We start from the raw sequence: 20,333 nt of genomic DNA on the forward strand, positions 1-20,333 counted from the left end.
CTGTCCACCACGGCCAGATCGGCGCCCCGCAACTCCACCCTGCCGAGAGCGGCCAGCTCGGCCAGCTCGGCGGCGGTGAGGCTGATGTTCAGCACGTTGTTGGGGATCAACTGCTTGCCGTCGCTCTCCCGATGGGCAAGCAGGATGAGTTCGTCTGCGAAGGTCAGCTGTTGTCTGGACATACCGCCAAGTGTCGTATCAGTTCAGCGGCCACGCGTAGAGGGCGATGTCATCAGCCGTATCTGACATCTGTCATGAGGCGGAAGGTGTGGGATGACAGTAGGTGATCAGCAACAGTGCGGCGCGGCGATCGCAAGCTGACGTGTGGGCGGGATGCCGGGGGAGGTCGCGCTCTGGCGCTGTCCATTGTGGGTTCGATGGGCTGCTGCCACCGGCGCGCAAGCCGACGCCGCGCACACCGCCGGAGGTGCTGGAGCTGGCCGCCGCGCTCAAGCGCGAGAATCCCGAGCGGACCGGGGCACAGATCGCCTGGATCCCGCGCTCGACTTTGGGCTGGTCGCCGAGCGAGCGCACGCTGCTGCGCCACTTCGACGCCATGGAGCTGGGCAGCCGCCCGAACGGCAGCCCGCCGCGGGCGTTCGGCCGGTTCGAGGCTACGCGCCCGAACGAGATCTAGACCGGCGACGCGTGGCGGGGAGTATCCCTGAACTTCAACACTCCCGCAATCGGTCCCTGGTGCTTGACCTCAAGCCGAGTTGAGGTTGGATGCTTGACCCATGCGAGCGATCATGGCGGCCCGGTTCGGCGCCCCTCATGTTCTAGAACTGCTTGACCTGCCCACACCCTCACCGGGAGCGGGACAACTCGGTATCGATGTCGCCGTCGCTGGCGTGACCTGGATGGACACCCTGATTCGATCCGGCAGAGGTCCCGAGGTCTTCGCGGTGGATCCGCCGTACATTCCTGGCGGTGCGGTCGCGGGTACGGTCGCCGCGGTCGGGGCGGGGGTGGACGCAGTTGGCTGGGCACCAGCGTGGTTGCCCGAGCGGTGAGTGGCGGGTACGGCGGAGGTTACGCCGACACGGTGGTCGCCGCGCTAGAGACCGCCTTCCCGGTGCCGGCGGGTCTCGATCTGCGCAGCGCCATGGCCGTTATGGACGATGGCAGCACCGCTCTGGCCTTGCTCGAAAAGACACCGGTGCGGACGGGGGAGCGGGTCTTGGTGGCGCCGGGAGTAGGGGGTCTCGGCAATCTCCTCGTGCAGCTTGCTCTAGCGGCAGGGGCGACGGTCATCGCCGCCGTGCATGGAGCGACGAAACGCTCCGTAGCGCTGGGACTGGGCGCTGAGGCGGTCGACTACTCCATGCCGACCTGGCCCGACCAGGTGCGCATGCTCACCGGTGGGCACGGCGTGGATGTGGTGTTCGACGGAATCGGCGGCCAGATCGGCGCGGTGGCGGCGTCCCTGCTCGCGGACGGTGGCCGGTTCTCCGGGTATGGCATGACCAGCGGGGAGCAGGCCGTGATCAGTAACAAGGACCGGCAACGGCTCACGGTGGTGGACATGTCGCAGCTGCCGGGGTTCTGGCCGGACAGTTCTCGGCGGGTGACGCACGTGGTGAGTGAAGCCGCCGCAGGGCGGCTGGCTCCGGTCATCGGCCAGAGCTATCCGCTGGCAGCGGCCGCCACCGCGCATGCCGACATCGAGGCACGGCGCTTCACGGGCAAGACATTGCTTCTGACATGACATCTATGCCGGTGTGGTCGCCGAGAGCGTAGGAACGCGGCCTTTAGCGACATGCTGCACATCAAGCCGCCAACCTGCACACCAACACCCCGCCCGGCACATTCGGCGGGGTCTCTTCGCGCGGCAACGTCATCACCGCGAATGTCGCCTTCATCACCATCCTGAGTGACCGGCAACACCTGTCCGTCCAGGCTTATCGGCTTGGAGAGAGTGGCGGGTCCTGGAGTATGGCGAGTCGATCCGCGCGCGCGGCTGAGGGGCTCGTGGGGAGGAGAGGGATCTAGCCGGCGTCCGGGGATCGGCCTCTGAGCCGACCGCCGACTTCGTCCTTTCATCCGGCTTGGATCTTCGGCGGCAGGTCGGTGGTGAATCGCCAGGCCGGCGCCCTCAGATCGGAGAACAGCAGCTCATCAGGGGCGACATGATCTCGCGCCGCGTCGCCGGTGAGCATCAGGCGATCCGGTAGGCGGCGGCGCCGTTGTGCAGGAAGCGGGCGCGACCGTGCCCGTCGGAGCCGACCAGGGACAGGACCTGGTGGCCGGCGGACTTCGGTTCGGCGGTGATGACCGAGCTGCCGTTGAGGCGGACGACCTCGACGCGGTTCTCGGACCCGCCGAGGAAGGACTCGGCGATCTCATTGCGTGGGCGGTAGATGAGGAACGCGCGGTCGTGCTCGCTGGCAAGCGTGATGTCGTACAGGGTGGAGCGGTAGGTGCCGCACATGCGGTCGGCGTCGATCGCGGTCGGGTTCGAGGGCGGCACGGGTAGGGGTGCGGTCTCCACGTCGGCGAGGTCCTTGAGCACCGCACCGAAGATCTCGTAGGCCAATGGCCCACCGCCCGTGCTGTTGGTCAGCACCGCCACCGCCACACCCGCCGATGGGACGACGCGAAGCCATGCCTTCTGCCCCTTGGAGACGCCGGTATGGCCGACGACGCCGTCCTGGTAGAGCATCCAGCCAAGTCCCCAGCCGATGACGCCGCCGCCGAAGTCCGGGACGGATTCGACCTGGGGTTCGCGCAGTGCCGCCAGCGCGTGGTCGGTGAGGTGCAGGCGGACGAACTCCAGCAGGTCGCGTGCGCTGATCGCGAAGTGCGAGCCGCTGGGCGCGGAGTAGTAGGAAACCGCCCACGCTTTCGTCGGAACGACCTCTCCGCCGGTCTTGATGTGGCCGACCGCGGTGCGGTGCAGGATCGCCTCGTAGGGGTCGGTAACGGCGGTGTGCAGGCCCAGCGGTGTCACCAGGCGTTCGCGGAGCACGTCGTGGAAGGGCTTGTCGCGCAACACCTCCACCAGTCGGCCGAGCACCACGTACCCGCTGTTGGAGTAGGAGAAGACGGTGTCAGGCGGGAGAAGCTGCTCCGCCTCGGCGAGGGTGGCGACGAACTTCTCGATGGCGTCGTTGTTGCGACCGGTGTCGGTGAAGTGGTTGCCGTCGACACCGCCGGTGTGGGTGAGCAGGTGGCGGGCGGTCAGGGATTCGGTGGCGGCTGGGTCGCTCAGCCGAAAGCCGGGCAGGTAGTCGCGGACGGGACGGTCGAGATCCAGCACACCGTCGTCGACCAGTTGCTGAATCAGCGTGGCTGTCCAGATCTTGGTGATCGAGCCGATCTTGAACACCGAGTCGGTCGTGGCCTCGACTCGGGTGCGCAGACTCAGCACGCCCGCAGCCTCGTCCCGGATCTCCCCGTTGGCCAGCACGGCGACCTGTGCGCCCGGTACGTCGTACTTCGCGACAAGTTCATCCAGGTTCCATCCCATCCCGTCAGGCTAGTGGCGAGCCTCCACCTGACCCGGGTCGGGTTTCGTCCAGCGATGGGCCCGCTCGGTTCTGCTGGGTTCGGGGCCTGTGGAGCGGTTGGCTTGGAGGGCTCGCGTGATGTCAGGCCGCTGGCAGGGTGGAGAACACGGAGGCCGGTCGCCTTGTCCCCGCCAGGGTGCGCTCGGTGGCGACCAAGCCGCTCATGCCTGGCAGTCGGATGTCCATGAGCACCACGACAGGCCGCCTTCAGCCGGCTGGTTGACGTCTGGCCCGAGAAGGACACGGGGGGCAGGCGATCATCCGAACAGTCGGTCCGAAAATCAATATTGAGCGTTCCGGAAATCAGGGGCGTGGTGATTCTCATGGCTCATGCAATAAATGTGATCGTTGGTCTACGCGGCGTGGCGAATATGAGCACCCCTTGCGTTTTCGTCTTATAGGACGGATCATTTCGATCACCGGCTGGGCCGCTCATGAAGTCGCGGGACTTTTGTGCTGCTTCGTGCTCAGGAAGGACCATGGATGATCCGTCGCGCGCTCGTCATCGCCTGCACCACCACGTACTAGTCCGACTCCGCCCGTCCCGACGCCGTCGGCGGCAAGCAGGAAGTCCGCGGAGGAACCACCGGTAACTCGTCCGCGTTCCTGCTCTGACCGGGTATCTGTCTGCCTCCGGCGGGCCTTCTCCACGGGCCCCGTCTGCTCGTACGGCCCACCCACATTCATCTGTCCGCTCCCCGGCCGACCGCGCAGGCCTGCCTGCCGTGTCGTGAGGGTCGGGGCACCCCCCGGTTCCACGTTATGGAAGGACTGTGATGATCCGCCGTGCACTCGTCGCCGCGGCCGTGGCCGCGACGGCTCTCGCCGCCCTCCCCGCCGGTCCCGCGCAGGCCAGGGCCTGCGCGCTCGGCTACCAATGCGTCACCACGTACTACTCCGACAGCACCGGCACCCAGGTGGTCGGCGGCCGCTTCGAGGGTTGCGACGGCTCCTTCTCCGAATGGGGCGTGCGCACCGTGCACAAGGAGTGGTCCGAAACCCCCTGTAGCTGATTCCCACCGTTTCCCCGCGATCAGAAAGGACAATTCATGATTCGTCGCGTACTGGCCGTCGCGGCCCTGACCACCGCCACGCTCGCCACCGTACCTTCCGCCGCGCAGGCCATCCCTCGCTGCCCGGCCGGCTACATGTGCAACACCCAGTACTTCTCCGACTCGGCGCGCACCAACTTGGTGGGGGTCAGGACGGAATTCTGCGATGGTCAGGTCTCGAGCTGGGGCCGGCTCGCCGGCTACGTCGATTGGTCCTCGTACCCCTGCAACAACTGATGGAAGGCATCCGGCAGGGCACGTACCGCGGCCCTGCCGGATCGTCTGAGGGCCGGCGATCCGCGCCGAGCCGCGAAAGTCCGGCGAGCCGGTCGGTCTCCACCTCGACGGCATTCCGTGTGTGGACGGCCGTGAGATGCCCGGGCCGGGGATGTTCCTCGTCGAGGTGGGGTGGCATTACCGGCGGGCGACCGTGGCCGGGCGTCATCGCGCTGATCATGTCGTGAGCGGGTCACCTTGTCTCCGGGAGCGCTCGGCCATGGAGGAGAGCGCCTGGAGGGCGTGGTGGGAGGGGGAGTCCGGGGCGGCGGTGTAGAGGACGAGGCGATGTTCGCCGCCCGGGAGGGGCAGGATCTCGCAGTCGAGCTCGACCTCTCCCACCACGGGGTGCACCGCCCGCTTCGTCACCGTTCGCGGCACCTCGATCTCCCGCTCGGCCCACAACTCGGCGAACAGCGGGCTGGCCGCCGACAGCTCGCTCACCAGGCGCCGTACGTCCGGATCGTCCGGATGGCGGGCGCTGGCCCGCAGGTCGGCGACGGCCTGGCGGGCGAACTCGGCATGGTCGGGCGGCAGCGTCGGCGAGCCGAACAGCCAGCGGAGCGTGTTGCGCTCGCGGGCGGGCACGTCCGAGGGGTCGCCGATGAGAGCAGCCAGCATGTGGTTCCAGGCCAGCACGTCCCAGCACACGTTGATCACCATGGCCGGGACGGCGCCGAGCCGTTCCAGGAGGCGCAGGACGTTCGGGGAAGGCCCGGCCGGGGAGCCGGGGCGCGGCGCGGGAGGCCGGCCGCCGATCCGCAGCAGGTAGTCGTGCTCGTCGCCGGTCAGCCGCAGGGTGCGCCCCAGCGCGGACAGGACCTGGTCGGACGGCTGCGGCCCGCGTCCCTGCTCCAGCCGGATGTAGTAGTCGACCGAGATGCCGGCCAGCAGCGCGACCTCCTCGCGCCGCAGCCCGGCCGTCTGGCGACGGTGACCGGGCGCCAGCCCCACCTGTTCCGGCTGGAGCCGGGCCCGCCGGCTGCGCAGGAAATCTCCTAGTTCGGTGCGCTTGCTCATGGCCTCCACTCCATGGACCTGCTTCGACTCCATCTTCGCCCAGCGGCCTGGTACCGCGAGTCCCAGGCCCGCCGGTGCCTACCCGTCGCCGTTGCGGCCCGGCCAGCCTGGTCGCATGACGATCCTGATCACCGGAGCGCGCGGTCACGTCGCGCGCAGCCTCGTACAGCAGCTTCGCGCCGCGGGGGCGGAGGTGCGCGCCGCCAGCCGCGATCCCGCCGCCTCCGCTCTCCCCGCGGTGCTCTGCGACCTCGCCGATCCGGACTCGGCCGGTCCGGCCCTGGCCGGCGTCACCAAGGTCTTCCTGTACGCCGAACCGCGCGGCGTGGACGGATTCGTGGAGCGGGCCGTGGCCGCCGGGGTGGAGCACGTCGTGCTCCTGTCGGCCCTGCTCGGGGGCGGCACAGAGGAGGAGGACGCCATCGCCCGCGTGCAGCGCAAGGCCGAGGAGGAGGACGCCATCGCCCGCATGCACCGTGAGGCCGAGGCCGTGGTGGCCGGCTCGGGCGTGGCCTGGACGTTCGTGCGGCCCGGGGCCTTCGCCACGAACACGTTGTCGTGGGCGGCGTCGGTACGCGCCGAGGGGGTGGTACGGGACCCGTTCCCCGACGCGCACTCCGCTCCCGTGCACGAGGCGGACATAGCGGCGGTCGCGGCGCGGGCCTTGACCGAGCCCGGGCACGAAGGGGCGGTGTACGAGCTGACCGGGCCGGAGTCGGTCACGCGCAGGCGGCAGGCGGAGCTGATCGGGGAGGCGATCGGCCGGCCGGTCGGCTTCGTCGTGCAGGACCTGGCCGAGCACCGAGAGGAGCTGAGCCGCTGGACGTCGCCGGAGGTCGCCGACTCCGTGATCCGCCACTCGCAGGACGCGGTCGGCCGTCCGGCGGCGACCACGGACACGGTCGAGAAGGTGACCGGCGAGCCCGCGCGCGCCTACGGCCGGTGGGCTCGGGACCACGCCGCCGACTTCACCGGCTGAGCCGGCCAGGTTGGCCTCGGGACCATGCCGCTGACTTCACCGGCTGAGCCGGTCAGCCCGGGGCGTGGCTGGTGACGCCCCTCTCACCCTCGTCCGCGCGCCACACGGACCGCCGTTCGAGCGGAGGCGTCAGGCCGGCTTGGTGTCGAGGTAGGCCAGGACGGCCAGGACCCGGCGGTGGGTGTCCGGGGACGGCTCGAGGCCGAGCTTGGCGAAGATCTGCGTCGTGTACTTGCTGACCGAACCCTCGCTGAGGAACAGGCGCTTGCCGATGACCGCGTTCGACAGCCCCTGCGCCATCAGCGACAGCACGTCCAGTTCGCGTCGCGTCAGTCCTGCGGGGACGCGGTCGGGGGCGAGCAGCCGGGCGATCACGTCGGGGTCGACGGCGGTGCCGCCGGCGGCCACACGGCGCAGGGCTTCGACGAACTCGTCGGTGTCGGAGACGCGCTCCTTGAGCAGGTATCCGACGCTCCCGCCGCCGTCGGCGAGTAGTTCGCGGGCGTAGAGCTGCTGGACGTACTGCGAGAGGATGAGCACCGGCAGCCCGGGCACCTCGCGGCGGGCGGCGATCGCGGCGCGCAGGCCCTCGTCGGTGTGCGTCGGGGGCAGGCGCACGTCGATGACCGCCGCGTCGGGCCGGTGTGTCAGCAGCGCGTCGAGCAGGTCGGGGCCGTTGTCGACGGCGGCGACGACCTGCATGCCGTACGCGTGCAGCATCCGCTCGATGCCGTTCCTCAGCAGGTAGAGGTCCTCGGCGAGGACAACGCGCACGGCACCTCCAAGGTCACGGTGGTCGGGCCTCCGGGCGGGCTGTCGACGACGAGCGTACCGTCGAACGGCCGCAGCCTGCGCGCCACGCCCGCCAGGCCGCTCCCGGCGGCCGGATCGGCGCCGCCCACGCCGTCGTCGGTGACGGCGAGCCGGAGCAGGCCGCCACGGTGGACGACGTGGATGCCGGCGCTACCTGCCTGGGCGTGCTTGGCCGCGTTGGCCAGGAGTTCGGCGGCGGCGAAGTACACCGCCGACTCCAGCGGCGGGACAAGTCGTCCGGGCAGGTCGGCGGTCACGCTCACGGCGAGCGGGTGGTCGAGGGCGAGCAGGCGCAGGGCGTCGATGAGGCCGCGCTCGGACAGGACCGGCGGGCGGATGCCGTGCACGAGGTCGCGTAGCTGCGCCACGGCGGCCGCCGCCGTGGCCCGCGCCTCGCGCAGCAGCTCGTCGGCGCTGTCGGGGTCCTCGCGCAGCGTCCGCTGGGCCAGGCTCAGGGTCAGCTGGATGGCGACGAGGCGGGCCTGGGCGCCGTCGTGCAGGTCACGCTCGATGCGTTCGAGTTCGGCCGCCTGCGCGTCGAGGGCCTCGGCGCGGGTGTCGGTCAGCTGCCGCACCCGGTCGGTGAGCCGCGCGTGGCCGGTCGGGGCGAGCAGCGCGTGTGTCCATCGCGCGTGCCAGCGCAGCGGCGCGGCGAGGCCGAGCAGGCCGGGCAGGAGGAGGATCGTGCCGGCGACCGGGTCGAGCGCCAGCCACAGCAGATCCCGCCAGGTCGCCGGGTCGCGCGCGACCCAGTTGAACCAGAGCGACACGGTGGCGAGCGGCCGGCCTCGGTGGTAGTCGTACCCGGTCCAGTACCAGCCCTGCTCGGTGCGCTCGATCCGCGGCCGAGGCGGATACGGCCGCGCGATCGTCGTGTCCGTCCAGCGCCGGTGCAGTGCCCGGCTGACGTCGGCCAGACGGCGGCCGCCGAACACCAGCAGGACCAGTGCGGGGAACGAGAGCGCGCCGTACAGGTGCGTCAACGCCAGCGGCGGCACCGCCAGCAGCGCCACCGCGGGCACCTTCAGCGCCAGCAGGGCAAGGCACACACCGCCACGCCGCACCTCGTCCCCTTTCCGGCCCCGAGGGTGGGGCCAGCCCCACCCGATCATGGGTCCAGCCCGATGCCCAACCGCCGTCCCCGTCCATACCGTCGACGTCATGACGACAACGCCGCTGCGACTCCTGCAGCTTTTCACGCTCCTCAGCGCGGGGCTGATCGCCGCGACCGCGGTGCTCAGTATCACGGACCCGGCCGCGGTGAACGCGCTCGTGTGGATCCGGGCCGCCGGTCTCCTGGTCCTGGCCCTGTTCAGCCTCCGCTGGGCGGCCCAGCTCGGCCGGGGCAGCCGTGGCGCGTACCGCCGCCTGCTGTGGATCTCCATCGCCGGGTCCCTCGGCATCGCGGCCCTGGCCCTGCTGCCGGACAGCCCCTACCCCTTGTGGGTACGCATCGAGCAGGCCGTGCAGGGCCTGGTCCTCGTCGCGCTGGCCGTGACCTTGCTGAGCCGGCAGGTCCGCCGCGCGGTCGAGGCCGCGCGATGAGCGCTGTCGACCGCCGCACCCTGCTGCGCGGAACGGCGACCGTGGGCGGGCTGGGGCTGCTCGGCGGCCCCCTTGCCCGGGGCGGCAGGACCAGGACGTTCGTGCTCGTGCACGGCAGCAACGGCAACGCCGGCGTGTGGAGCGCCGTCGCGGCCGAGCTCGCCCAGCGCGGCCACCGCGTCTGTGCCGTGAACCTGCCCGGGCACGGCCCCGATGGCTTCTTCCCTGCGTCGTACCAGGCACCGCAGGACCTCGCGGCGTTCGCCGCGGCCCCCTCGCCGCTGGCGCGTGTGACGCTCGCGGCCAACGTCAAGCACGTCACCGCCGCCGTACGGCGCCTGGCCCCGTACGGGCCGGTGGTGCTGGTGGGCCAGAGCCTCGGCGGGATCACCATCACCGGAGTGGCCGATGCGGTACCGCACCTGCTCGCCTGCCTGGTCTACATCTCGGCCTTCTGCTGTACGGCACAGCCGACGGTCTACGACCTGTACCGGACCCCGGAGGGTGCTCCGAGCCTTGTCCTGACCCTGCCCAAGGTCGGCGACCCGGCGCAGACGGGCGCCCTGCGCACCAACTGGCGCTCGGCCGACCCGGCGTTCCTGGCCACGGCCAAGGCCGCGTTCCTCGCCGACGGCACCGACGAACGCCTGCGCGCGCTCCTCGCCGAATGCGAGCCCGACGAGGCCGCGATCCTGTCCTTCACTGACGCCCGCCCGGACCCGGCGCGATGGGGCGGCGTCCCGCGCACCTTCGTCCGTCTCACCGCGGACCGCGCCGTCCCGCTGCCGCTGCAGGACCGGATGATCCGGGAGGCGGACGCGCTGACACCCCGCAACCGATTCCGCATCGCCTCGCTGCCCTCATCGCACCTGGGCTTCCTGGACCGCCCGGAGACCGTCGCGAACCTGCTGGAGTCCGAGCCGGCCTGAGCCACCGGCCCGTGAGACCGGGACGCCACCCAACACCCGCCCGCCCACACGACCCAGCCGGCGCATCAGCTCGAAGCTGCGGCCGCGCGTACTCTGCGATGCGTCGACGACGCGCGCGTGCTCATCTGTGGATCAGTGCGGCGATGTCGTCGAACAGCCGCTGGTGGGCCGCGGCCGCCTCGGGGGAGGTCAGGTCCATGTTCTGGATGAAGCCGTGCTCCAGGCCGGGTTCTTGGCGGTGCACCACGTGCGCGCCGGCCTGTGCCAGCCGCCTGGCGTAAGCGTCGCCCTCGTCGCGGAGCGCATCGTGTTCGGCGGTCACGATGAGGGTGTCGGGCATGCCGTGCAGGTCTGCTGTCAGCAGCGGGCTGGCGGGCGCGCGGTCGGCGGGCTCCGGCGTCCAGCAGGCGATGGCCCAGGCGAGGAAGTCGGCGTCGAGCGCGTGGCCGGTGCCCTTGTCGAGAACGCTGGGCTGCGAGAGCGTCAGGTCGGTGTTGGGGCAGATCAGGATCTGCAGGCCGGGCAGAGGATCGCCGGCGTCGCGCAGTCGCAGGCACGCCATGGTCGCCAGGTAGCCGCCCGCGCTGTCACCCGCTACCGCCGCCGGGCGCGCCCAGCGCAGTACGCCCGCCACGTCATCGATGGCCGCGGGCCATGGATGCTCGGGCGCACGCCGGTAGCCGACGGCCAGCACCTCGACGTCGCAGCTGTCGGCGATGCGCCGGCAGGTACGGTCGTGGGTGTCGAGGTCGCCGATGACGAAGGCGCCCCCGTGCGCGAACACCACCAGCGGCCGTGGCTGCCCGGCCGGCCGGTAGTGGCGCAGCGGGATGCCGTTCGGACCGCGGAGGTCTTCCACGTGGCTCAGCGCAGGTCCCTTGGGCCGGTCAGCGGCCCGCCGACGCGAGCTTTCGCGGAGTTCTGCCACGTTCGGGATGGTCATGGAGCGTCTCGTTCGTTCGAGGGGCTGACGGCGAACACAGACTAGTAGCGTCTCGTCCGTTCAAGGGGCTGACGGAGAACACAGACTAGCGTCGCCTGCCTGATCTGCGGTGATCTCAAGAAATTCGAGTGCGCCATGAGTGCGGCCGGTGTTACATGAGTCGAGATGATCGACGAACCGTTGGAACGACTCCGCGCCGCCGCCCGGCGCACCCGCGAACTGGCCCGGAACCGGGCGGGCACCGGCCTGGGCCACCAGGACGCCGACGACGACATCGGCACGATCGGCACGGACGATGCCCTCGGGTTCGACCCATTCCCTCTGCTCGAAGCCCTCCATCGCCACGGCGTCCGAGCCGTGGTGGTCGGGCAGGTCGCCGGCATCATGCATGGATCCACCGAACTGACCGGCGATCTGGACCTGCTCTGGGACGGCCTCCCGGCTCACGCCCCAGCCCTGGCGGCGGCCTTCGCCTCCGTCAACGCCCAACTGATTGACGAAAAGGGCAACTCCGTAGCAACTCGACCGGATTCCTTTCTCCGTCCCAAAGTGGAGTTCACCTCACCCGGAGCCAGCGGCGACTGCTGCACCCCGGCGCTCCCATGGGGCAACCTTCACGTCCGAGAGTTCCTCGATCGGGCGATCACCGTGGTGGACCCGGGCGGCCTGGAGGTTCACTACGTCTCCCGAGAAGACCTGATCCGGATGCGCCGCGCCATAGGCCGCCCCAAGGACCTCCGGCGAGCAGACGAACTCGACTCGCTCGCGATCGACAGCGCCTCGTGAGGGGTCGGCGCAGCGCCACCCTTCGCCGCTCTCGGCCTGCCGGGACCGCGAGCCGCGCCGGGCCTCCCCATGTTCGTTCCGCCTCATCAAAGGGATGAAAGGCGAAGCAGTCACCCTCGGGCTCGGGAGCCCGAGATTGTCGTGGGCGCCCGCTAGGGTCACCGCGTTGGCTGACGCAGCGGAGGTGTAGTCGTGCGCCCGATCTTCTTCCCGGCCCGCCGGAGAGGCGACCGCGCGGGGGAGCGGCTGATCATGCTGGCCGCGCGTGGCGAGACCCGCAAGGTGCTCCGCCTGCTCGGCGAGCTGGACGCGGCCGACCGCAAGGCGGTCGCCGAGCTGCTGCCCGCGCACCTGGCCATGTCGGGACCCGAGGGCGACTGGTCGGCCTGGCGGGAGCACCTCAGATCGATGCTGCTGGCTGGAGTCGCGTGCCTGGGTGGGGCCGCGGCCGTCGCGACGTGGTTGTTCAGGCGCGACTTCCGCTGGATGCGAGGCGATGACGAGCTCATTGTCGAGCTGCTGCGCGAGCGGCCCGCCGAGTGGAAGGCGGACCTGGCGCGCCGCCTCGCCCGGCGGATGCGCCTGCCCGACCTGCGCTATTGGGAGGTGGCCGCGGCGTTGGTACGCGAGACGGGCATCGAGCCGCCGGACGATGACGCGTTCATGGTGGGCTGGGTACGCGCGCTCGGCTCGCATCCGGCGGCCACCGACCCGCTGTTCGCCGCGTTCGCGCCGCGGCTCTTCGAGATCGACGGACTGGGCGAGGCCATCGACGGCCAGGTGGGCGCGATCGCCCGGCTCGTCGAGGACGGCCTGCTGGAGCGCAAGGCGGTCATCGACGGCCTCGTCGGGCGGCTGCTGCGTGACGGGCAGGCCGCGCCCGCCGCCCTCGCGATCCTGCACGACCGGCTCGACCTCGACATCGACGAGTCGGCCGAGCGGGCCCGCGACTACGCCAGGCTGCTGCCCGCCGGGCCGGTTCCCGTGGCCGATCTGGCGCTGGCGCAGCTGCGGCGGCTGGAAGAGGCGGGGCGGCTGGAGGAGGAGCTGTTCGCCGAGGCGGTGCAGGCGCTGGCGTTCAGGCCGGAGAAGAAGCTGCTGCGCGCGGCCGTCTCCTGGGCCGGCGACGCCGTGCTGCGCGAGGCCGGGCGAGTGGACGTCGTGCTGGGCGCGCTCTGCCTGATCTTCGCGCAGGACACGCCGGCGCTGCAGGAGCGCGCCGTGCGGCTGGCCGTCAAGCTGGCCCGGCAGGCCGGTGAGCCGGGTCGCGAGGCGGTACGCCAGGCGGCGGCCGGGCTGCCGGACGAGCTGCGGGAGAAGGTCTCGGCCGCGTACGGGGGTGGCATCGAGGCGGAGGAGGCCACGCTCGTCCCCCTTCCCCCGGTCGGGGACGGCCCGGCGATGCCGGCGCCCATCGCCTCGCCGGAGCAGCTCGTACGCGAGGCCGCCGCCCCTGATCTGGACCCGTACGCGTTCGAGCTCCTCCTGGCCGGGCTGGTCGACTGGTCGCGGCGGGCGCCCGGCGCGCTTCACGAGGCGTTGCGTCCCTGGCGCGACCCGCTCGATCCGAGCTTCTTCGGTCTTTACGGCGACCGGCTCTACGACGGGCCGGCTCAGTCCGTGCGCCGGGCACTCCTCGCGTTCGCCTCGCCCGAGGAGAGCAGACGGCTGTCGGAGACCGCCGCCAGGGAGCTGCTGCCGCTGCGCGCGTTCGACCGGTTCTGCCTGCGCCGCGCCCACGAGCTCGCGCGGTCCTTCCAGGACGGCGACGACTGCCCGGTCCTGCTGGCCACGCCCACCGCCGGCACCGGCCACATCGATCCCGAGGTGCTGCTCGACCGCCTGGAGCTGCTGGAAGCGGAGGGCGCGCGGGCGCTTCCCGCCGACCTGGCGCAGGCCCTGCTGCGACTGCCCCGCGACATCCCGGAGGTGTGCGTGCGGCGCGCGGAGCAGCTGTTTTCGGAGGCGGGGCGCACGTGCGCCGACTGGATGCGCGGCGGCGGCCCGCCCGATCCGAAGGTGAAGGTCTTCGTGGCGGAGCATCGCCTGGCGTACGCGGTGTCGACGCCGGTCCTGAAGGCCGTGCTCGAGGTGCCGGGCGACCTGCCCGAGCCGATCCGCGAGCTGTACCGGCTCGAGACCGGGCACGGGTACACGCTCGAGGGGTGGTCCCTCGCCATGCCCTCGCACCGGGAGGTCGTGGCCGCGCACATGGTCTGGAACCTGTGGGCCGACATGGACTCCGCCTACCTGCCCACCCGGGTGCTGGTCAGCCTGGCGTACGCGGACGGCCCGATCGGCGAGGGCATGGCCCACGCGCTGGCCTGCGGTATGGGCCACGCGAACGCCGCCAACCGCGCCGCCGCCACCGACGCGCTGCTGACGCTGGCGGCGCGCGGCCAGGTTCCGGTGGCGGCGCTGGGGGAGGCGCTCACCAAGCTGGTCACGCGGGGCCTGGTCAAGCTCAACCGGGTGGTGTCGGTGCTCGACGACGCCACGCAGGCGGGGGCGCACGAGACGGTGTGGGAGCTGATCGTACGACTGCTGCCGGGGCTGCTGCCGAAGGAGGGCGAACGGCCGCGTGCGGGGGTGGCGGACCTGCTGGCGGCGGGGGCGAGGGCGGCCAGGATCGCGGGGGCGCGTGCTGAGCTGCCGGATGTGGCGGCGTTGGCGGACCGTAAGGGGTCGAGCAGGCTCGTGCAGGAGGCGCGACGGTTACGGCTCCTGGTGGCCGTCCCTTAGGAATCTACATTGTAAAGGCGTCCGGACAGTAGTGATCATTTTCTGGTCACCGACCACTTCATCGACAAGGACAGGACCGGCCCCCTGATAGGACCGGTGCCTGGGCGGGACCGGCCCCGGGCAGGGCCGGCCCTGTCAAGGGACCGGTCCGGGGACGGGACCGGGCCCGGGCCGTCAGATCAGGGGCAGGCGGCGTACGCCTGTCATGGTCGGTGTGGGCATGAACTCCACCGGGTCGTCCGGATCGGTGCGCAGGGGGTTGAGCCGGTCGAGGAGGATGTCCAGGGCGACGCGTCCCTCCAGGCGGGCCAAGGGGGCGCCGAGGCAGAAGTGGATGCCGCGGCCGAAGGCGAGATGCGGGTTGGGGTCGCGGTCGGGGTTGAAGACGTCCGGGTCGGTGAACTGCCGGGGGTCTCTGTTGGCCACTGCGGCCCAGGTCATGACCATTTGATCAGCGGGGATGGTCACGCCGCCGAGTTCGACTTCGCGGGTGGTGGAGCGGCCGAGTGCGGCGAAGGGGGTGAACAGGCGCAGGGATTCCTCGATGACGTCCGGGATGGAGGCGCGGTCCGCCCGTACCTTCTCCTGTTGCTCGGGATGGGCGTCCAGGCACAGCACCGTGTTGCCGAGCAGCATCGTCGTGGTGATGTGTCCGGCGAGCAGCAGGATGATGGCGAAGTTGACCACCTCGTCGTCGGGCAGGCGTTCGCCGTCGACCTCGGCCTCGACGAGCCTGGTGAGCAGGTCGGCGCGTGGCTGCTTTCTGCGTTCGGCGGCGTGGCCGGCGAGATAGTCGGACATCTCCCGCCAGGGTTTCAGCGAGGTCTCGACGCTCGCCCGCTGCTCCTCGGTGGGTTCGGCGAGTGAGACCTTGGCGTCGCGTTGGAACAGCGCGTCGGCCCACTGCTTGAACAGGGCTCGGTCGCTGCTGGGCACGCCCAGCAGTTCGGCGATGACGATGACGGGCAGCGGGTAGGCCAGATCCGTCACCAGTTCCAGCCGGCCGCGCTCTTGTGCCGCGTCGAGGAGTTCGTGGGTGAGGGCGGCGATCCTTGGTTCGAGATCCGCGACGACCTTCCGGGTGAAGGCGCTGCTGACGAGTTTGCGTAGTTTGCCGTGCTCTGGAGGGTCGATCTGGGTGATGAAGCCCTTCATGGAGAAGTCCTTGGGCCTCAGGGCCTCAGGTACCACGCGCATGGTGTCGGAGGAGAACGTCGCGGGGTCGCTGAGGACCTCGTGCAGTTCGGGGTAGCCGTAGACGTTCCACATCCCGGCGGCGGCGTCGTACTCGACCGGCGGGCCGGATCGCGGTCCGTGCAGCCAGAAGAGCTGTTCGGGGATGTTGTACCGCTCGACGATGTCGGTCATCGCCTCTCCCTTGGTCGTGAACCTGTGATGGGTGTACGTGAGGCGCGGCGGTTGAGCACTTCAAGGCGCGGGCGCAACGCCCTCAGCCCCCGTCTGCCGTCTTCTCGCGATACTCCTGCCAGCGTTGGATGAACTGCTCTCCGTCGTACTCGACGAAGGCGAAGAACTCCTTGGTGTCCCGCAGCCGCGCCCGCTGCTCGGGCCGACCGTCGCCGACGACCGACAGCCCGAACTCCAACGTCTCCACCGCCGGTCGGAGAAGGGCGAACTGGACCCGCATGACGTGTTCCCAGCCGCCGTGGACCACCTGGTAGTGGTGCTCGCGGCTCGACGTGGGGACGCGCTCGATCATGGCGACCATCTCCAGTTGCCTGGCGACCGTGCTGACCGCGGTCTTGCTCACGCCGAGCCGCGTCGCGAGATCGGTGAGGGACTGGTGGGGCGGCTCGCAGATCATCAGCCAGGCGTACAGGCGGCCCATCGTCCGTGTCCCGCCGAGTCGCTCCATGACCAGCCCCATCCGGTCGACGAACTCGCTTTCCCGGGGATCCATCTATGCCAACTCCGAGAGGATCGTAAAGTACGTACTTTATGAAACGTACGTCTGGGGTCCGGCCGGGGCAACGGCCGGGACTTTTCTGTGGCGGGGATCACCTTGGGGGGTGGGCTCGGGGCAGCGGGGACGTCGGCTTCGACGCGGCGGTCATCGCGCCGCCGGCCGGGCAGGCGGCGGCCCCGGTGCCTGGCGCTCACTCCCTGCCGGCCTGAACTGCGGTGGCGTATGCGGCGACGATCACGCGTCCGGCCGCTCACGCCGGGGACTCGGCGCGTCGGGATCCGTGGTCCCGATCACGTCGGAGGCTCGGCGCGTCGGGGCCGGGGTCCTGCCCACGTCGGAGGCTCGGCGCGTTGGGATCCGTGGTCCCACACATCACGGAGGCTCGGCGCGTCGGGGCCGCGAGTGCCGATGGTGATCGTGGACCCGGTGGCGGGAGCGCCATGGCTTGGCGGGTACAGAGGTGCGGTGAGCCAGCCGGTGGTCAGGCGCGGCGGTGGTCAGGCGCGGCGGTGGTCAGGCGCGCCGGTGGTCAGGCGCGGCGGTGTCGCGGCAGCAGGAAGCTGACCAGCGCGATGGCCAGGCCGAGCCCGGCGGCCATGAGGAAGACCAGGTCGTAGCCGGCGGCGAGGGCGGCGGCCGGGGAACTTCCGCCGGCCTCCATGGCGGCTCTGGCGCCGGCGGCCGGAGCGAGCACCGCCAGACCTAGCGACCCGCCTGCCTGGCTGGCGGTGTTGGCCAGGCCGCCGATGGTGCCCGCGTCGCCTTCGGGAACGTCGGCGGTCGCGGCGGCCATGAGGGTGGGGAAGGTCAGTCCGATGCCGACCGCGATGATCAGCGTGGGCCCGAGCACGGCGGCGACGTAGCCGCTGTCGGCGGGAGCCTGGGCGAGCCAGCCGAAACCGGTCACGAAGCAGCCGCAGCCGGACAGCACCAGGGGGCGCACACCGGTTCGCGGCAGCAGGGCGGCGGCCAGTCGCGCGATCGCCACGAACGTCACGGCCGCGGGTGTCTGCCCGAGTCCGGCCTGCAGCGCGCTGTAGCCGAGTACGTTCTGCAGGAGGAGCGACGTGAAGTACCACATCGCGATGGCGATCCCGCCGAACAGCAGCAGCATGCCGTTGCCGACGGCCACCCCCCGGATTCTGAACAGTCGCAGGGGCATCATCGGCCGGCGGGCGAAGCGCGCCTCCGCCACGATGAAGACGACAAGCAGGAGCAGGCCCGCCACTACCGGCCCGGCGACCGGTACGGATGTCCAGCCGTGATCGGCGCTCTGCATGACTCCGTAGATCAGCGCGGCCAGCCCCGCCGTCCCCGTGACCGCGCCCGTGAGGTCGAGCGATTCCCACCGGCCGGTTCGTGTGCCGGCCAGGGAGATCATGGCCATGACGATGAGCGCCGCGCCGATCGGCACGTTGATGAGGAAGACCCACCGCCACGACAGGCCGGTGGTGATGGCGCCGCCCGCGACCGCGCCGGCCATCCCGCCCACACCGCCCGCGGCCGACCATGCGCCGAACGCACGGGCGCGCGCGTGCCCCTCGGTGAAGCAGGTGTTGATCACTGCCAGCGTCGCCGGGGCGAGCATGGCGGCTCCGACGCCCTGGGCGACGCGGGCCGCCACCAGGATCTCCGGGGCGGTCGCCAGGCCGCCGGCCAGGCTCGATGCGGCGAACAGGAACAGTCCGGCGGTCAGCATGCGGCGGTGGCCGAGCAGGTCGGCGGCGCGGCCGCCCAGCAGCATGAAGCCGGCGAAGGTCAGCAGGTAGCCGTTCACCACCCAGGGCAGGCCGGTGGGGGTGAAGCCGAGCTCACCGCGGATCGAGGGTAGGGCGACGTTGACGATGGACGCGTCCAGGATCACCATGAACTGGCTGGCACACGCCAACGCCATGATCATCCAGGTGGCGCCGGCCCGCTGCGTCACGGTGTTGGTGCTGGTCATGACTTCTTCCTTGCTGGTTCGTCGCTCACGCGGTCCGGGACATGGCTGCGCCGGCGGTGTTGTCGGCGACGAGGCCGCCCTCGACCAGCCGGATGGTGATCTCGGCCAGCCGCCGTCCCTGGTACCTGGCCGCTCGGAGCGCCGCGGCATCGGGGCCGTCCGCGGTCGGCGGGCCGGCATACGACGCGCCGTACGGGTTGCCGCCGGCGGCGTACACGACCGGGTCGGTGAATCCGGGCGGGACGATCAGCGCGCCCCAGTGGTAGAAGACATTGCTCAGCGACAGGATCGTGGCCTCGTTGCCGCCGTGGCGGTTGGTCGCCGAGGTGAAGGCCGTCACCGGCTTGTCGGCCAGCCCGCCCTCTCGCCACAGCCCGCCGGCCTGGTCGATGAACTGCTTGAGCTGCGCGGCCGGCGCGCCGAACCGGGTCGGAGTTCCGAACGCGAATGCGTCGGCCCACGCCAGGTCCTCAATCACGGCCTCGTCGATCGATGTGGTGGCGTCGACGTGTCGGCGCCACAACGGGTTCTGGGCGATCGCGCTGTCGGGTGCCAGCTCGGCGACCCGCCGCAGCCGCACTCCGGCGCCGGCCGAGGCGGCGCCCTCGGCGACGGCCTGCGCGAGTGCGTGCACGGTGCCTGTCGCGCTGTAGTAGATGACTGCGACCTTCACGGTCATGCCGGCTCCCTCAATATCGTGTAAATTTGTTATGCGCATAATGTTATGCGCGTAACTAACTTGTCAAAGGGGAGCCCATGGACTTCGAGCAAGCCGACGCCCTCAATCAGGCCATCCGCCTCCTGAGCCTGCGCCATCGGGCCAGGGCCGCGGCGCTGCTGGCCCCGCTCGGCCTGCACCCCGGGCAGGAGGCGCTCCTGCTCGAGCTCGCCCGGACCGGCCCGATGATCCAGGCCCAGCTCAGTGAGGCGCTCGGCTGCGAGCCGCCCAGCGTCACACTCATGACCCGCAAGCTCGAGGCCACCGGCCACATCCGCCGCAGACCCGCCCCCTCGGACAAGCGCGCCAGCATCGTCGAACTCACCGACAGCGGCGAAGCCCTGGCCGACCAGGTCAAGCAGCTGTGGTGCGCGCTGGCCGAGGAGACCGTGACCGGCCTGCCCGCAGAGACGGTGGCGGAACTGCCGGGCATCCTCGCCACCTTGACCGGCAACGTGGACACCAGGCGCCCCCGCCACCGTTCCGGCGGGCAGGCCGGGCGCGTTGACCGGGGCCGGGCGGTGAGCGGTGATTACGAGCCGAGCGCGACGGGGTGGGTCCGCGAGCACGTCGAGCAGATCATGCGCACCGGCACGACCGACGGCGTCACGATCAAGGGCCTGCCCACCGTGCTGATGACCTACCGGGGCGCCAAGACCGGCAAGGTTCGCAAGACGCCGCTGATGCGCGTCGAGCACGAGGGGCGCTACGCGGCTGTCGCGTCCCAGGGTGGCGCGCCGACCAACCCGCAGTGGTACGCCAGCCTGGTCGCCGAGCCGGTTGTCGAGCTTCAGGACGGCACGGTGACCCGGGAATACCGGGCGCGCGAGGTGTTCGGGGACGAAAAGGCGCTCTGGTGGCGCCGGGCGGTGGAAGCGTACCCAGACTATGCCGACTACCAGCGCAAGACCGACCGCCAGATCCCGGTCTTCGTGCTCGAACCGGTCGGCGAGGGCACACCGGCCGGTGGCGGCACCGAGGGCTAGTGTCGTGCGTCGCCCTGCCAGTGGCGGACCCGCCCATTGGCAGGGCGACCTCGGCCGCGCGTCGACCCCTCCCGAGGAGATCGTCGCCTGTACGTGGCGTGATCATCGCCTGGGCGACCGCGTCGCCGCGATGCGACCGCAGCACGTCCGGCTGTCCCGACCG

The 20,333-nt window shown here is 71.0% G+C and carries 20 protein-coding genes; 10 read left to right on the forward strand and 10 right to left on the reverse strand.

Annotation, left to right across the window (positions count from 1 at the left end):
• A partial coding sequence (locus AB0H84_RS51290) for a GPP34 family phosphoprotein (protein WP_357621445.1) occupies positions 1 to 182 on the reverse strand: 182 nt, incomplete at its 3' end.
• Positions 183 to 427: 245 nt separating this feature from the next.
• Here AB0H84_RS51290 and AB0H84_RS51295 point away from each other — a divergent pair.
• Both AB0H84_RS51295 and AB0H84_RS51300 read left to right on the forward strand, forming a co-directional pair.
• Positions 428 to 637: a hypothetical protein gene (locus AB0H84_RS51295; RefSeq protein ID WP_357621447.1), complete on the forward strand. Its 210-nt coding sequence runs from the start codon at positions 428 to 430 to the stop codon at positions 635 to 637.
• A gap of 408 nt (positions 638 to 1,045) precedes the next feature.
• Complete coding sequence (locus tag AB0H84_RS51300; RefSeq protein ID WP_357621450.1) at positions 1,046 to 1,708, forward strand: zinc-binding dehydrogenase; 663 nt, start codon at positions 1,046 to 1,048, stop codon at positions 1,706 to 1,708.
• Between the two features lie 450 nt (positions 1,709 to 2,158).
• Here the strand turns inward: AB0H84_RS51300 and AB0H84_RS51305 are convergent, their stop codons facing one another.
• Complete coding sequence (locus AB0H84_RS51305) at positions 2,159 to 3,469, reverse strand: serine hydrolase domain-containing protein (RefSeq protein WP_357621453.1); 1,311 nt, start codon at positions 3,467 to 3,469, stop codon at positions 2,159 to 2,161.
• Between the two features lie 816 nt (positions 3,470 to 4,285).
• On the opposite strand from AB0H84_RS51305, the gene AB0H84_RS51310 reads away from it, so the two are divergent.
• Both AB0H84_RS51310 and AB0H84_RS51315 read left to right on the forward strand, forming a co-directional pair.
• Entirely contained in the window at positions 4,286 to 4,522 is a 237-nt protein-coding gene (locus AB0H84_RS51310; RefSeq protein WP_357621456.1) for a DUF6289 family protein, read from the forward strand.
• Positions 4,523 to 4,558: 36 nt separating this feature from the next.
• Positions 4,559 to 4,798: a DUF6289 family protein gene (locus AB0H84_RS51315; RefSeq protein WP_357621459.1), complete on the forward strand. Its 240-nt coding sequence runs from the start codon at positions 4,559 to 4,561 to the stop codon at positions 4,796 to 4,798.
• 216 nt (positions 4,799 to 5,014) lie between these two features.
• On the opposite strand, the gene AB0H84_RS51320 is transcribed toward AB0H84_RS51315, so the two are convergent.
• Positions 5,015 to 5,857: a helix-turn-helix transcriptional regulator gene (locus AB0H84_RS51320; protein ID WP_357621462.1), complete on the reverse strand. Its 843-nt coding sequence runs from the start codon at positions 5,855 to 5,857 to the stop codon at positions 5,015 to 5,017.
• 115 nt (positions 5,858 to 5,972) lie between these two features.
• On the opposite strand from AB0H84_RS51320, the gene AB0H84_RS51325 reads away from it, so the two are divergent.
• Positions 5,973 to 6,836: an NAD(P)H-binding protein gene (locus AB0H84_RS51325; RefSeq protein WP_357621465.1), complete on the forward strand. Its 864-nt coding sequence runs from the start codon at positions 5,973 to 5,975 to the stop codon at positions 6,834 to 6,836.
• Between the two features lie 129 nt (positions 6,837 to 6,965).
• Here AB0H84_RS51325 and AB0H84_RS51330 read toward each other — a convergent pair whose 3' ends face one another.
• Together AB0H84_RS51330 and AB0H84_RS51335 are read right to left on the reverse strand one after the other, a co-directional pair.
• Positions 6,966 to 7,610, reverse strand: a complete 645-nt coding sequence (locus AB0H84_RS51330) for a response regulator transcription factor (RefSeq protein WP_357621468.1) — start codon at positions 7,608 to 7,610, stop codon at positions 6,966 to 6,968.
• Positions 7,574 to 8,713 carry a histidine kinase gene (locus tag AB0H84_RS51335; RefSeq protein ID WP_357621471.1) on the reverse strand — a complete coding sequence of 380 codons (1,140 nt, stop codon included), beginning with the start codon at positions 8,711 to 8,713 and terminating at the stop codon, positions 7,574 to 7,576. The genes AB0H84_RS51330 and AB0H84_RS51335 overlap by 37 nt, the downstream gene beginning before the upstream one ends.
• A 97-nt stretch (positions 8,714 to 8,810) precedes the next feature.
• Here AB0H84_RS51335 and AB0H84_RS51340 point away from each other — a divergent pair, with 97 nt between their 5' ends.
• Together AB0H84_RS51340 and AB0H84_RS51345 are read left to right on the forward strand one after the other, a co-directional pair.
• Entirely contained in the window at positions 8,811 to 9,194 is a 384-nt protein-coding gene (locus AB0H84_RS51340; protein WP_357621474.1) for a hypothetical protein, read from the forward strand.
• Complete coding sequence (locus tag AB0H84_RS51345) at positions 9,191 to 10,123, forward strand: alpha/beta fold hydrolase (protein WP_357621476.1); 933 nt, start codon at positions 9,191 to 9,193, stop codon at positions 10,121 to 10,123. Before AB0H84_RS51340 ends, AB0H84_RS51345 begins: the two co-directional genes overlap by 4 nt.
• Positions 10,124 to 10,244: 121 nt before the next feature.
• On the opposite strand, the gene AB0H84_RS51350 is transcribed toward AB0H84_RS51345, so the two are convergent.
• On the reverse strand, positions 10,245 to 10,982 hold the full coding sequence (locus tag AB0H84_RS51350; protein ID WP_357621479.1) for an alpha/beta hydrolase: 738 nt from the start codon (positions 10,980 to 10,982) through the stop codon (positions 10,245 to 10,247).
• 249 nt (positions 10,983 to 11,231) lie between these two features.
• Between AB0H84_RS51350 and AB0H84_RS51355 the strand changes: the two genes are divergently transcribed.
• Complete coding sequence (locus AB0H84_RS51355; protein ID WP_357621481.1) at positions 11,232 to 11,852, forward strand: hypothetical protein; 621 nt, start codon at positions 11,232 to 11,234, stop codon at positions 11,850 to 11,852.
• Positions 11,853 to 12,044: 192 nt separating this feature from the next.
• The gene (locus tag AB0H84_RS51360; RefSeq protein ID WP_357621484.1) at positions 12,045 to 14,594 is read left to right on the forward strand and encodes a DUF6493 family protein; all 2,550 of its coding nucleotides are present in this window, start codon (positions 12,045 to 12,047) and stop codon (positions 14,592 to 14,594) included.
• A gap of 174 nt (positions 14,595 to 14,768) precedes the next feature.
• On the opposite strand, the gene AB0H84_RS51365 is transcribed toward AB0H84_RS51360, so the two are convergent.
• From AB0H84_RS51365 to wrbA, 4 genes are all read right to left on the reverse strand, one after another.
• Entirely contained in the window at positions 14,769 to 15,962 is a 1,194-nt protein-coding gene (locus AB0H84_RS51365) for a cytochrome P450 (protein WP_357621486.1), read from the reverse strand.
• An 82-nt stretch (positions 15,963 to 16,044) separates the two neighbouring features.
• Positions 16,045 to 16,515: a hypothetical protein gene (locus tag AB0H84_RS51370; protein WP_357621489.1), complete on the reverse strand. Its 471-nt coding sequence runs from the start codon at positions 16,513 to 16,515 to the stop codon at positions 16,045 to 16,047.
• Positions 16,516 to 17,050: 535 nt separating this feature from the next.
• Positions 17,051 to 18,466: an MFS transporter gene (locus AB0H84_RS51375; protein ID WP_357621491.1), complete on the reverse strand. Its 1,416-nt coding sequence runs from the start codon at positions 18,464 to 18,466 to the stop codon at positions 17,051 to 17,053.
• A 25-nt stretch (positions 18,467 to 18,491) separates the two neighbouring features.
• Positions 18,492 to 19,145: an NAD(P)H:quinone oxidoreductase gene (gene wrbA, locus AB0H84_RS51380; protein WP_357621493.1), complete on the reverse strand. Its 654-nt coding sequence runs from the start codon at positions 19,143 to 19,145 to the stop codon at positions 18,492 to 18,494.
• A 77-nt stretch (positions 19,146 to 19,222) separates the two neighbouring features.
• Between wrbA and AB0H84_RS51385 the strand changes: the two genes are divergently transcribed.
• Positions 19,223 to 20,170 (forward strand): nitroreductase/quinone reductase family protein, encoded by a 948-nt coding sequence (locus AB0H84_RS51385; protein ID WP_357621496.1) that lies wholly within the window; start codon positions 19,223 to 19,225, stop codon positions 20,168 to 20,170.
• The last annotated feature ends 163 nt before the right edge of the window (positions 20,171 to 20,333 follow it).

The organism is Nonomuraea sp. NPDC050786 (genome assembly GCF_040654115.1).
Lineage (GTDB): Bacteria > Actinomycetota > Actinomycetes > Streptosporangiales > Streptosporangiaceae > Nonomuraea.

Bases quoted from the DNA above. Each gene is read 5' to 3' on its own strand.
- AB0H84_RS51320 (WP_357621462.1), bottom strand. From the start codon at position 5,857: ATGAGCAAGCGCACCGAACTAGGAGATTTCCTGCGCAGCCGGCGGGCC.
- AB0H84_RS51355 (WP_357621481.1), top strand. From the start codon at position 11,232: ATGATCGACGAACCGTTGGAACGACTCCGCGCCGCCGCCCGGCGCACC.
- AB0H84_RS51375 (WP_357621491.1), bottom strand. From the start codon at position 18,466: ATGACCAGCACCAACACCGTGACGCAGCGGGCCGGCGCCACCTGGATG.
- AB0H84_RS51325 (WP_357621465.1), top strand. From the start codon at position 5,973: ATGACGATCCTGATCACCGGAGCGCGCGGTCACGTCGCGCGCAGCCTC.
- wrbA (WP_357621493.1), bottom strand. From the start codon at position 19,145: ATGACCGTGAAGGTCGCAGTCATCTACTACAGCGCGACAGGCACCGTG.
- AB0H84_RS51370 (WP_357621489.1), bottom strand. From the start codon at position 16,515: ATGGATCCCCGGGAAAGCGAGTTCGTCGACCGGATGGGGCTGGTCATG.
- AB0H84_RS51345 (WP_357621476.1), top strand. From the start codon at position 9,191: ATGAGCGCTGTCGACCGCCGCACCCTGCTGCGCGGAACGGCGACCGTG.
- AB0H84_RS51365 (WP_357621486.1), bottom strand. From the start codon at position 15,962: ATGACCGACATCGTCGAGCGGTACAACATCCCCGAACAGCTCTTCTGG.
- AB0H84_RS51310 (WP_357621456.1), top strand. From the start codon at position 4,286: ATGATCCGCCGTGCACTCGTCGCCGCGGCCGTGGCCGCGACGGCTCTC.
- AB0H84_RS51340 (WP_357621474.1), top strand. From the start codon at position 8,811: ATGACGACAACGCCGCTGCGACTCCTGCAGCTTTTCACGCTCCTCAGC.
- AB0H84_RS51315 (WP_357621459.1), top strand. From the start codon at position 4,559: ATGATTCGTCGCGTACTGGCCGTCGCGGCCCTGACCACCGCCACGCTC.
- AB0H84_RS51385 (WP_357621496.1), top strand. From the start codon at position 19,223: ATGGACTTCGAGCAAGCCGACGCCCTCAATCAGGCCATCCGCCTCCTG.
- AB0H84_RS51305 (WP_357621453.1), bottom strand. From the start codon at position 3,469: ATGGGATGGAACCTGGATGAACTTGTCGCGAAGTACGACGTACCGGGC.